Consider the following 11,038-nt stretch of genomic DNA (forward strand, 5'->3'; position numbering starts at 1 on the left):
AAATTATAAGATTTTTTTGAAAAATGAATAACATCCTATCAAAAATCTTATCAATTTTTGCTAAAACAGCTCTTTACTTGCTAATTACAATTTATTTACAGATAACCTCTTAAATCAACTAGATAAATAGATATTTAGGGAATATACTCCTAAAATATCTAAATTTGTAAGATATGATCATGACAATACAAAGATTTTTAGACTTAGAATTACCAAAAGGACAGTCCTGTTTTTTGTGGGGAGCACGTAAAACTGGTAAGTCAACATATCTGAAACAACATTTTCCGGATAGTTTATATATAGATTTATTACAAGCTGATATCTATAAAGTTTACTTTCAAAATCCTGAACGTTTAAGAGAAGAGCTTAAGTCAAAAGACGGCATCTCAACTATTATTATTGATGAGGTACAAAAAATTCCCTTACTTTTAGATGAGGTTCATTATTTAATAGAATCTAATAAATCTTTACAATTTATCCTTTGCAGATCCAGTGCTAGGCGCTTAAAATCAACAGGTAGCAATTTACTTGGCGGAAGAGCTTGGAGATATATGTTTTTGCCGCTATGCTATTCTGAGATAAAAGAGCTTGATTGGCATAAACTTTTTAATCATGGACTAATACCTGATCATTATATTGCATCAAAAAAGATTCATAAATATCTTGCGTCCTATTTATATGACTATATTTTACCTGAAGTACAGTTTGAAGCAAATTTAAGAAAACGCGAAGCATTTGCAAGGTTTCTAGAGATTATAGGCATTTCAAACGGTGAGATGATAAATTATAGTAATATAGCAAGAGATTGCGGTGTTGATGCAAAAACCGTTAGAACATATCTTGAAATATTAGAAGATATGTATTTAGGATATCATCTTTATCCGTATAGATCACGTAGTAAAAGGCAAATTATTACGGGAATGCCTAAATTTTACCTTTTCGATACCGCACTTAGCAATTACCTAAGGAAATATGAATATCAGGAAATGACAGGGTTTGATGCTGGTAAATCTTTTGAGCATTATGTATTCTTAGAATTAATAGCTTATAAATATTTAAACGACAAAAGAGATGAGTTATTTTATTGGCGTACTAAAGAAGGATATGAGGTTGATTTTATATTTCAAAATAATGCATTTGAAGTTAAAATTGCTTCTTCTATACAAAAAAATCATTTAAAAGGTCTATTAGAATTTAGTAAAGATAGTGATTTTAAATTACATGTTATATCTTTTGAAAAAACAAAACGTATAATTAATTTAGAAAATAAAAAAATTACCATTTGGCCTATTCAAGAATTTTTAGATACTCTTTGGAATAATGAAATATGGCGATAAAATAATTAATAAATTTTTTTTTAAATTTTAATTTAAAAAAAACAGTATGGTTTATTACCCATATAAATATATGGACATTTAGTATAGAGCTAAGTATTATTAAATTAATCGATTAAAGGCTAAAAATGCATTCTTCTTTTGAATGGGATGAAGAAAAAAATAAAATTAATATTGGTAAGCATAACGTAAGCTTTTATGAAGCTCAAAAAGCTTTTCTAGATATCAACAGGATAATCCTTCAAGATGTAGACCATAGTGTTACAGAAAAAAGATATTTTTGTTTAGGTAAAGTTGATGGTAATATTTTAACAGTCCGTTTTATGTTCCGAGATAATCATATAAGAATTTTTGGAGCAGGATACTGGCGTAAAGGTAAGAGAATTTATGAACAAGAGAATAAAATACACTGATGGGGAAATAGGGGAAGTAAAAATAGTAAAAGATTTCTTACCACATCCTAGAGAACTTTTATTAAAAGATGATTCAGTAAAAGTAACCATTTCTTTAAGTAAAGAGAGCGTAGAATTTTTTAAATCAGAAGCAGCAACTGCACATGTTCCTTATCAAAAAATGATTAGGATTTTACTAGATAAATATACTAAGCACTATAAAGAAAATAAAAGGGCATAATACTATAAACTGAGCTGGCGGATAGGGTGGGATTCGAACCCACGGTACGGTTGCCCGTACGCCAGTTTTCAAGACTAGTGCCTTAAACCGCTCGGCCACCTATCCAAGAAGATTCATACCAAATAATCTTATATATTTCAAGGGAAATCTTGCAATATATGAATTTAAATTACAAATCCGAATTGTTCTTTCACTTCATTAATCGTTTCAGAAGCTCTAATTCTTGCTTTTTCTGCTCCTTTGTGCAGTATTTTTAATAAATATTCTTTATCATTCATTAATTCTAAATATTTATCACGTATCGGTTGTAGATTTGTAATAATAATTTCTGCCAAATCTTCTTTAAATTTTGCGAAACCTTGGTTTTGATAATTACCGATTATTTTTTCTAAGCTTTCTTCAGATAAACTTCTATAAATATCTAATAAATTACTAATTTCCGGTCTTGTTTCTTGATCATAGCTAACAAAACTTAAATGATCGGTTTTAGCTTTTTTTATTTTTTGATGAATAAGATCGTTATCGTCTTTTAAATTGATACGGGAAAAATCCGAAATATCAGATTTACTCATTTTCTTTAATCCATCCCGTAAGCTCATGATTCTTGTGCCTGTTTCACTAATTAAAACCTCAGGAACTTTTAGAATTTCTTTGTTAAATTTTCTATTTATTACCCCTGCAATATCTCTTGTTAGCTCTAAATGCTGCTTCTGATCCTCACCTACAGGCACTATATCGGCTTTATATATTAAGATATCCGCTGCCATAAGTACCGGATAGGAAAATAACCCAAGACAAGCCTTTTCTTGATCGCTACCTGCTTTATCTTTAAATTGCGTCATGCGCTTTAACCATCCAAGAGGTGTAACGCAATTTAGTAGCCAAGCAAGTTCAGTATGCTCTTTCACCATACTTTGGGCAAAAATCGTTACTTTGTCGGGGTTAAGCCCTGCTGCTAAATAAACAGCAAGCACCTCCATAATTGAATTGTTAAGTTCTGATGGCTTAATATCAACCGTGATAGCATGCAAATCTGCTAAGAAGAAAAAACAATTATATTCTTCCTGCATTTTAACCCAGTTTTTAATTGCACCAAGATAGTTACCGAGATGTAAAGAACCGGTTGCTTGCACACCGGAAAGAACAGTTTTTTTCATTTAATACCTTTTTATTTTACTCATTGTAAAATTATGTTATAAATACCATTTTAATTAATATAATTATCTTAATAATTATGCTGTGGCGTTTAAGAATTTTATCATTTTACGGATTATTATCGTTATTTACATTTATTTTTTTTCTTATATGTTACATACCCGTAACATTTTTCAATGTCAACTATCAAATAAGATATAGAATTGCCATTATCTTTTCTTATGCTTTTGTGTGGCTTGCAAAAATTTGTTGCGGTTTAAAATATGAAGTAGAGGGGCTTGAGAAATTACCGAAGACTACTTCAATAGTCGTGTCTAATCACCAATCCTTTTGGGATCAAATGTTTATGCAACTGATTATTCCTAAACATTCTTGGGTATTAAAGCGTGAATTATTTAATATACCCCTGCTTGGTTGGGGACTTCGGATGGTTAAACCTATTGCGGTTGACCGTGGTACTAATAGCTCGGTTGCTCAGATTTTAAGAGAAGGTCAGGAAAAAATAAAAGAAGGATTATGGTTAATAATATTTCCGGAATCAACTAAAGTTCCGCCTGATAGAACGGTAAAATTTAAACCAAGTGCCGTAAAGCTTGCTTCAATTACTAAAGTTCCAATTGTGATGATGGCTCATAATGCCGGTTTATTTTGGCCTAGAGGTTTTTGGTTTAAGCAACCTGGAACTATAAAGATAAAGATTATAGGTGTAATAGAAAAAGAAGAAATAGAGCAAACAGACGTACGTATACTTAATGACAAGGTTGAACAAATTATTAACAGTGAAAAGCAAAAATTATTAAATTAATATTAGGTTTTAAAAAAAATTAGTATTATCATAAAATTACAACTTAGTTCTTATGGAGGTATTTATGGTAAGTACAGCACCGTTAAAATTAATTGCGGTTATCGATAGTAAGCAAATGATGCTTTACGACGCTCAAGGAATTAAAATTACTGCTAATACACCTTTAAAATTATCTTTGGATTTAGAGGCACATCACCACCATAGAGAAAAAAGACAAAGCCCTTACCAAAATAAATCTACACCGGCTTCGTTGTTTGAGCCGCATACTTCGCTAAAAGATATAGCACATAAAGAAGCAGCAAGGAGCGTTATTAAACATTTAGAGAAAGTAACTACTGCTGATCAAGCTAAATATAAGGAATTGATTATTGTAGCAGAACCGCAAATGCTTGGATGTGTTAGACAAGAACTTAAAAACGGTCTAAAAAAGATGATTACTAAAGAAATTGCTAAGGATTTAGTGCAACATAGCGTAGATGCAGTGGAGCGAGCAGTATTTTCTTAGATAATCTTTATATGTCATTCCCGCGAAAGCAGGAATCCAGTAAAACCTATAAAAAACTTGTTTTTTTGTCAATAATCTGTAATTTTTATACTAGTGTATTAAGGCGATTTTTTCTAGACTCCCGCTTTTGCGGGAATGACATAGAAGTCGTACAACAAGGTTTTTAGTCGCTTGCAATGATGATACAAATTAGGTGCCTAACTTATTAAACATTTCTTTTGTATTATTTGAGATAGTTAAACCAATTTGCTTATCTGTATCCTCAAAAGTTTTTATAGTCTTTTCATTAGGAATCTTAATATGTGGTTTGAAAGGCAAACCGCCGCTATTTATACATTGAGTTAGGAATACCCTCATGGCTTCTGACATAGTCATCCCCATTTGCTTAAATATTTCTGCTGCTTCAATTTTTATATCTGCTGAAACACGTAATCTACTGTATTCATAATATAGCTCCATTTAGTTATTATTATCCGCTATAGTCAAATGATTTGAATTCACTTACATCGTCTCTAGTTGCTCTCCTATCTATAGGCTGCGCTTCTCGCTCCTTGTAATTAAATCCAACTGATTTGACTACATTTTAGTATATATGGCGGCATGCGTCAATACAATCATATTCTAATTAAGAATAGTTGCACTAATAAGAAAAAGTGGTAAAATACCATATCGAACAAATTAAATATTATGAATAATTATGCCGCAAATTTATTTTAACGGTCCGGAAGGGCGAATTGAAGGAAGATATGCAAAAGCTACCTCGCCTAACGCCCCTATTGCATTAGTTCTTCATCCTCATCCTTTATATGAGGGTAATATGAATAATAAAGTAGTTTATAATGCCTATAAGATTTTAGCAGATAACGGTTATACCGTCTTACGTATTAATTTTAGAGGAGTAGGGGGATCACAAGGTAAATTTGATAACGGAGTCGGTGAAGTGGTTGATGCAGGGGCAGCTCTCGACTGGTTACAGCAGAATAACCCAAATGCTCAGTCTAATCTGATATTAGGATTTTCTTTCGGAGCATGGATAGCTATGCAACTTGTAATGCGACGTCCGGAAATAAATCATTTTATTGCTATTTCGCCGCCGGTTAATACAATTCATAAATATGACTTCTCATTCCTCTCACCTTGTCCTATTCCAGGGTTTATATTACAGGGAGATAATGATAGTATAGTATCGGCAGATGATGTAAAAGACTTAGCAAATAGATTATCTAAGCAACAATCCCATATTAAAGTTGATTATAAAATTATCAATGGAGCTGACCATTTCTTTCGTTATAAAACTGAAGAATTTTCTAAAGCAATAAATGCTTATTTAATAACAATTCAATCTAATTATCATCACCATAATAATAATGTAAATGAAGAAATTAGTAAGAGCCCAAAGAAATTATTTTTATATTAGTTTTTGTTGTGTGGTTCGGCTTATCCGTCATTGCGAGCAGGCGTTGTTGCGTAGGTACCCAAGTCGTCATTGCGAGGAAATTACGTAGCAATTGACGAAGCAATTCAGTAAAAAACTCTGTAAATCAGAATTTTTTTTATTATTTTTCTGGATTGCCACGCAGTCTACGGCTGCTCGCAATGACGATTTGCTATCCACGTGGGAATGACATAAAAGAATCCATATCACAACGTCTACAATTCTAAATAAGCTTCTATTGCCAAAATTAATATTTCATCTTTTTTAGCATCTAACTCTTGAGTTAATGCTTCGTAAATTTGCCTATCTGATAGAGAAGTAAATTTTTTAAATAGCTGCACTAATTTTAAAGAGGGGATAATACAAAAAGCATCTTTTAATATTTTGATCTTTTTATTAACATTAAGCTTATTATTTAAATTAAAGTAAAATTCTAGTAATTCGTCGTTATAAAAATTTAAATCTACAGCCGTTGCCAAATAATCTATAGCATTAGCCGTATTATTACTTTCTACTTCTTGCTTCGCTGCTAATAAATAATACTCAGCAATTTCCGGCATAGACTCATGTTTATGAAATTTTGCGAGCTTATTCGTTATAAAAATAAATTTCGTCCATAGAGAAAGTCTAGCATAACAACGCATTAAAGTAATTAAATTGTCAATATCAAGTTCATTGAAATTATAAGCCTTTGTTGCGTAATTTTCTGCTTTCTCATACAAAGATTTATCATAATAAAGTTTTGCTAGATTTTTGCTACCGTAAAAAACAAATTCTTTAGATGTAATAAGTTTTTGAAAATAGGAAATTTTTCTATCTACATCCTCTTCAGTTACGGCTAAAATTAAATTATGGAATTCTTGTGAATCTTTTAGATCTTCAGAAGATAAATTTTTGCGAGCAATAGAAGCAGCTTTAGCTTTATTATTCATAATATATTCGGCAAAAGCTAAAATTAAAGCATATCTATCATGATTAATTTTTCGTTTACTAAAAATATTATGTATTTTAGATGGTAAATCGATAATTAATATTAGAAATCTAATGACAATAAAACAAGAAATTAGTAATAAAAGCCCTAAAATAAGACTAAAGAACAAGGTAGTCTCTATATTATAATCATATAAACTAATAAAAACTTTTGAATCAAAGCTCTCTATAAAAGTAAACCCAAAATAAAGCAGTAAAAAAGTAGTACATATTAATAATAACCTAAACATCTTTATTTACAAACTCCTGTATAAATTTTTCTGAATAAAGACAATCGATTAGATAGTTTAAGTCCTCTAAAATTAGAGCTTTATCTTGTTCTTTTATCATCATAGCAGAAGTTTTTTTTTCAATTTTGATAAACTTCTCCAGCCACTTATAGTTGGTAGGAAAAATTACTTCCGTACTACTTGACTTAGAAAAAAGATAATTATTATATGCTGCTAAGTTATTTAAAATATTCCTTATATCTTGAGGTAGCAGGCGGGATTTTACTATTCTTAGTTCTTTACTATAATCCTTATCTTGCATGAAATTATATACTAATAGATTTACATTTAATAAGTAATTAATATAGTCAAGTGATACCCATCCGCCTACCTCATCACTTGTCACTCTCCTATTAGTTATAGGCTTCGCTCCTTGTTCCTTGTATCCGAATGAGGCTGAATTGACTACAGTTTCTAATTTTGGTGCTACTAAATTAGTCGGTGCTTCAGAAAACTTTAAAGAACTTACGTAATTTAAAAGCGACTTGGTAGAGAATAGAGGAGCTGCTTCCTTTGCTTCCAGGGTAGTATTTTCTTTATTTTCTACTGCTTGATCAGGAATTTGGCTTAAATCCTTATTTTCACTTTTAAACAGTTTTAAAATATCGGATCTATTATGATAAAGAGTAAAAGAAGATAAGACAAATATTACTATTGCTATAAAAAAGATGTTTTTGCTTTTAAATAAACTATCGAATTTGTGCATTTTCAGATAATAACTTGATTATATCGTTAAGGTTTTGATCATCACAATAAACCACATTTTTTATAAAAGGTCTAACTATATTTGCGACTTTCAAACTTATGGCTACAACTAAACTATCTTGTAAGTACTCTAGTAAATTATTTTGAAGTAATAATTTTACTAAAGTCCTAGCACTATTTTGAGAAAAAAGTAATATAAAATCAATATTATTTTTAAATTCTTTTATAATAGATACGGGCAGCTCATTCAAATATTCTACATTATAAATGATATGTCTAGCTATTGTGCTAGGTAAATCTTTAGTAATTTCATTTGAAGATAAATATATAGTCTGCTCATATAAATCAGGAGGAAAATGCTTAATCAAATCTTCCACGTTTTTAGCAGTATACATTACTTTCTTGCCTAATAATCGTTTTGATTTACTACCTACTACCCAAATATCTTGTTTTAAGTTATGACCGGTTAAGATACTTGCCGCATATTTACTAGTTATTATTATATTTGAGTAATTATCTAAAATATCGATATTAAAATCTAAAGTTTTATATTTAATTAAAGGACAATGAATATCACGTAAATCTAAATTATATTTACTTATTTCCTTTATAGTTTCATTATTTTCTTCAATATGTCTAGTTAATAAAACCGATTTCATACAATATTTGTACTCCAATATAAAAAGCAACTGCCCAAATAATAATAGCAGCTATTTTATTAATTATAGTTAAAATCGTACTACTTTTATTTAGCTTTCTGATATTATAACCTGCAACTGCTAAAGAAAAAAACCATATCCAAGATATAAGTATGCAAGTTAAGGTAAATAGAATTTTTGCAATACCGCTATACTTTAAAGCACTAATACCTATTACTATAATCGTATCCATAATTGCATGCGGATTTAATATTGACACCGATATAGCAAATAAAATTTGTTTTTGAGCTGAAAAAGCCCCGGAATTCATTGTAAGATCAATAGGCGGCTGATTCCAAGTATTATATCCCATATAAATTAAGAAAATAAATCCAACAATAAATATAGATAATTTTAACCAAGAAATTTCAAGAATTAACAAAGATATCCCAAGAACTGCCATACATATAAGCATAGTATCACATATTGAGGCTGCAATTATGCTAGGTAAAGCCTTGCTAAACTTTGGCTGTTTTGCTCCTTGATTGAATATAAAAATATTCTGTACTCCGAGCGGCACTATTAAACCAAGAGCTAAAACGATGCCATGTAAAAAAGCACTTAATACATCATTCATTATTGTAATTTAGTTTTTATTTTTAATAATATTAATAAAGACGGAATAGTTATAATAGTAGTAAATAAAAAGAAATTTTGCCAACCGAAATTTACTACCATATAGCCTGAAATTATAGGAAAAATTGAGCGCGAAATCCCCATCATCGATGAAAGAAAAGAATATTGAGTAGCTCGAAATTTACCTTGACAGAGTGCAGAAATAAAAGCGATATAAGCAGTCATCGTCATACCGCCGGTAATACTTGCTATTCCTATCGTAATAAATAATAATAAAGAATTTTTACCGTTTATTTCAAGAAAAATAAATAAAATATGTCCTAAAGCATGAATAATACCAAATAAAAATATACTATTTAATATATTTTTATGTTTCATAATAACACCGCCGACAAGTCCACCGATTATAGCTCCTACAACTCCACAAAACTTTCCAACGCTTGCTATTTCAAAAGCATCATACTCAAGATGAAGCAAAAACGGATTAATCATAACATTAATTAAGTTATCCGGTAACCTATATAATACTAGGAAAATTAATATAAGAATAATGAAATAAACAGAACCTATAGGTTTTAACGCATTATATATAAAATTTATTATGTTTTTTTTATTTTGATTATTTTTTATATCATTCTTGATTATCTGTATATGTATGTTCTCGTTTAAATAACAATACTTAATTCCTACAATCAATAAAATTAAATAAATAAATACTAAACCGGCAAAGATTTTATATATTTCATTAAATGTTAAATAAATAGATAAGTAAATAGCTCCGGAACCGGCTAAAAGCATACCAACCCGATAACCGAATATATATATTCCTGAAGTAAACCCAAGCGATTCTTTAGGTACTATTTCCGTTCTTAAAGCACTTAATATAGTATCTTGTGCAGCACTAAAAAAAGAAATAATTAAAGCCGTGAAAACAAATAATAATAGATTAGTACTAGGATCTAGAAAGCTGAAAATATATATAAGAAATATCAATGCACTACTAGTTAAGCAAATCCAAGATAATCTATGACCGAATATTTTGTTTAAATATTTAATTTGCACTGCATCAAAAATCGGTGCTAACAAGAAATTAATAGAGTAGGGAAGCGTTATGAATGATAATATACCGATTGTTTGCAGTGCTATATCTTCTTTAGCAAGCCAATAATTTAAAGTATTACCGGTAATCATTAGATTAAAACCGCTAATAAGCCCAAACAACCAAATAATACATAAACGAGAGTTATTTAACATGAATTTATATACTTCGAGTAAATGAAGAATTGATAGACGAAGATCAACTTCAAAAAGAGCAAGGAGTCTATAAGGCGAGGAGCAGAGCGTATGAGACAACGTAGCCAATTTTTGAAGTTCATCGAGTATATATGCCTTTAGCTCTAAGTTCCTATAGGCTTAATATGCAAAAATGTGAGTATTCTGTTTATTTTTATTTTAATTTCTCAATATCTTTCTTATCTAATTTTGTTATTTTCATAATAGCTCCTAAAGAAAGTCCTTCTTTTTTCATTTCTTTAGCCATAGTAATTTTCTCTTTTTTTCTACCTTCTTCAATACCTTCTTGTTTCCAGCTATGAGCTAAGCTATTCATAAGGTTTCCTCCTAACGCAGGGTTTAAATGCGATTTAAGCATTTTTTCTATTTCTATTTTATTATTTTCCCTAATCTTATTCAAGGTGTAGGACAAAATTAGCTCTATATAATCTATACCAATATTAACTTTAATAAATTCTGGTAAAAGATCAGCTACTTCTTGCCATCTCTTTAATAAATCTCGTTCGTGGATATGTTCTAAAAAAAACTGCAAGATTCCAGACCAAGCTTTTTCTTTTAATTTTTCATCAGAAATATTTTGAACATTAATTAACTGATAATCATTAATCCATGTATTTTTTACAAGTTCACTGTTTTCAAA

General features: G+C 29.8%; 13 protein-coding genes, 1 tRNA gene and 3 pseudogenes. 8 read left to right on the forward strand and 9 right to left on the reverse strand.

Translation table 11 applies throughout. From position 1 onward, the window contains the following. Positions 1–179: 179 nt before the first annotated feature. The 5 genes and pseudogenes from O6R16_RS06245 to O6R16_RS06265 form a co-directional block, all read left to right on the forward strand. Positions 180–521, forward strand: a pseudogene (locus tag O6R16_RS06245) (AAA family ATPase); the annotation flags it as partial. Between the two features lie 30 nt (positions 522–551). Next, a pseudogene (locus O6R16_RS06250) lies at positions 552–976 on the forward strand (DUF8612 domain-containing protein). Between the two features lie 40 nt (positions 977–1,016). Next, positions 1,017–1,337: pseudogene (locus tag O6R16_RS06255) on the forward strand (DUF4143 domain-containing protein); the annotation flags it as partial. Between the two features lie 125 nt (positions 1,338–1,462). Next, positions 1,463–1,747 (forward strand): BrnT family toxin, encoded by a 285-nt coding sequence (locus tag O6R16_RS06260; protein ID WP_499680458.1) that lies wholly within the window; start codon positions 1,463–1,465, stop codon positions 1,745–1,747. After that, entirely contained in the window at positions 1,722–1,967 is a 246-nt protein-coding gene (locus tag O6R16_RS06265) for a CopG family transcriptional regulator (protein WP_499680459.1), read from the forward strand. The genes O6R16_RS06260 and O6R16_RS06265 overlap by 26 nt, the downstream gene beginning before the upstream one ends. Before the next feature lie 15 nt (positions 1,968–1,982). Here the strand turns inward: O6R16_RS06265 and O6R16_RS06270 are convergent. Further along, positions 1,983–2,072, reverse strand: a tRNA-Ser gene (locus tag O6R16_RS06270). Between the two features lie 59 nt (positions 2,073–2,131). After that, positions 2,132–3,124 carry a tryptophan--tRNA ligase gene (trpS, locus tag O6R16_RS06275; protein ID WP_499680460.1) on the reverse strand — a complete coding sequence of 331 codons (993 nt, stop codon included), beginning with the start codon at positions 3,122–3,124 and terminating at the stop codon, positions 2,132–2,134. 77 nt (positions 3,125–3,201) lie between these two features. Here trpS and O6R16_RS06280 point away from each other — a divergent pair, with 77 nt between their 5' ends. Beyond that, the gene (locus O6R16_RS06280; protein ID WP_032073403.1) at positions 3,202–3,927 is read left to right on the forward strand and encodes a lysophospholipid acyltransferase family protein; all 726 of its coding nucleotides are present in this window, start codon (positions 3,202–3,204) and stop codon (positions 3,925–3,927) included. Between the two features lie 64 nt (positions 3,928–3,991). Continuing rightward, entirely contained in the window at positions 3,992–4,432 is a 441-nt protein-coding gene (locus O6R16_RS06285; RefSeq protein ID WP_499680461.1) for a host attachment protein, read from the forward strand. 189 nt (positions 4,433–4,621) lie between these two features. Here the strand turns inward: O6R16_RS06285 and O6R16_RS06290 are convergent, their stop codons facing one another. Continuing rightward, a complete protein-coding gene (locus O6R16_RS06290) occupies positions 4,622–4,891 on the reverse strand; it encodes a type II toxin-antitoxin system RelB/DinJ family antitoxin (RefSeq protein ID WP_499680462.1) in 270 nt (89 codons plus the stop codon). A gap of 238 nt (positions 4,892–5,129) precedes the next feature. Between O6R16_RS06290 and O6R16_RS06295 the strand changes: the two genes are divergently transcribed. Further along, positions 5,130–5,849 (forward strand): alpha/beta hydrolase, encoded by a 720-nt coding sequence (locus O6R16_RS06295; protein ID WP_499680463.1) that lies wholly within the window; start codon positions 5,130–5,132, stop codon positions 5,847–5,849. Between the two features lie 233 nt (positions 5,850–6,082). On the opposite strand, the gene O6R16_RS06300 is transcribed toward O6R16_RS06295, so the two are convergent. The 6 genes from O6R16_RS06300 to O6R16_RS06325 form a co-directional block, all read right to left on the reverse strand. After that, positions 6,083–7,087: a tetratricopeptide repeat protein gene (locus tag O6R16_RS06300; RefSeq protein ID WP_499680464.1), complete on the reverse strand. Its 1,005-nt coding sequence runs from the start codon at positions 7,085–7,087 to the stop codon at positions 6,083–6,085. Next, a complete protein-coding gene (locus O6R16_RS06305; RefSeq protein ID WP_499680465.1) occupies positions 7,080–7,832 on the reverse strand; it encodes a palindromic element RPE2 domain-containing protein in 753 nt (250 codons plus the stop codon). The genes O6R16_RS06300 and O6R16_RS06305 overlap by 8 nt, the downstream gene beginning before the upstream one ends. After that, the gene (locus tag O6R16_RS06310) at positions 7,816–8,490 is read right to left on the reverse strand and encodes a uroporphyrinogen-III synthase (protein WP_499680466.1); all 675 of its coding nucleotides are present in this window, start codon (positions 8,488–8,490) and stop codon (positions 7,816–7,818) included. Before O6R16_RS06310 ends, O6R16_RS06305 begins: the two co-directional genes overlap by 17 nt. Beyond that, positions 8,468–9,109 carry a LysE/ArgO family amino acid transporter gene (locus O6R16_RS06315; protein ID WP_499680472.1) on the reverse strand — a complete coding sequence of 214 codons (642 nt, stop codon included), beginning with the start codon at positions 9,107–9,109 and terminating at the stop codon, positions 8,468–8,470. The genes O6R16_RS06310 and O6R16_RS06315 overlap by 23 nt, the downstream gene beginning before the upstream one ends. Further along, on the reverse strand, positions 9,106–10,359 hold the full coding sequence (locus tag O6R16_RS06320) for an AmpG family muropeptide MFS transporter (RefSeq protein WP_499680467.1): 1,254 nt from the start codon (positions 10,357–10,359) through the stop codon (positions 9,106–9,108). Before O6R16_RS06320 ends, O6R16_RS06315 begins: the two co-directional genes overlap by 4 nt. A gap of 193 nt (positions 10,360–10,552) precedes the next feature. Continuing rightward, on the reverse strand, positions 10,553–11,038 hold a 486-nt coding region (locus O6R16_RS06325; RefSeq protein ID WP_499680468.1), incomplete at its 5' end, for an RpnC/YadD family protein.

It is taken from the genome of Candidatus Rickettsia tasmaniensis, from assembly GCF_036857515.1.
Classification (GTDB): domain Bacteria; phylum Pseudomonadota; class Alphaproteobacteria; order Rickettsiales; family Rickettsiaceae; genus Rickettsia; species Rickettsia rickettsii.

Bases quoted from the DNA above. Each gene is read 5' to 3' on its own strand.
- trpS (WP_499680460.1), bottom strand. From the start codon at position 3,124: ATGAAAAAAACTGTTCTTTCCGGTGTGCAAGCAACCGGTTCTTTACAT.
- O6R16_RS06265 (WP_499680459.1), top strand. From the start codon at position 1,722: ATGAACAAGAGAATAAAATACACTGATGGGGAAATAGGGGAAGTAAAA.
- O6R16_RS06260 (WP_499680458.1), top strand. From the start codon at position 1,463: ATGCATTCTTCTTTTGAATGGGATGAAGAAAAAAATAAAATTAATATT.
- O6R16_RS06320 (WP_499680467.1), bottom strand. From the start codon at position 10,359: ATGTTAAATAACTCTCGTTTATGTATTATTTGGTTGTTTGGGCTTATT.
- O6R16_RS06300 (WP_499680464.1), bottom strand. From the start codon at position 7,087: ATGTTTAGGTTATTATTAATATGTACTACTTTTTTACTGCTTTATTTT.
- O6R16_RS06310 (WP_499680466.1), bottom strand. From the start codon at position 8,490: ATGAAATCGGTTTTATTAACTAGACATATTGAAGAAAATAATGAAACT.
- O6R16_RS06305 (WP_499680465.1), bottom strand. From the start codon at position 7,832: ATGCACAAATTCGATAGTTTATTTAAAAGCAAAAACATCTTTTTTATA.
- O6R16_RS06290 (WP_499680462.1), bottom strand. From the start codon at position 4,891: ATGGAGCTATATTATGAATACAGTAGATTACGTGTTTCAGCAGATATA.
- O6R16_RS06295 (WP_499680463.1), top strand. From the start codon at position 5,130: ATGCCGCAAATTTATTTTAACGGTCCGGAAGGGCGAATTGAAGGAAGA.
- O6R16_RS06285 (WP_499680461.1), top strand. From the start codon at position 3,992: ATGGTAAGTACAGCACCGTTAAAATTAATTGCGGTTATCGATAGTAAG.
- O6R16_RS06280 (WP_032073403.1), top strand. From the start codon at position 3,202: ATGCTGTGGCGTTTAAGAATTTTATCATTTTACGGATTATTATCGTTA.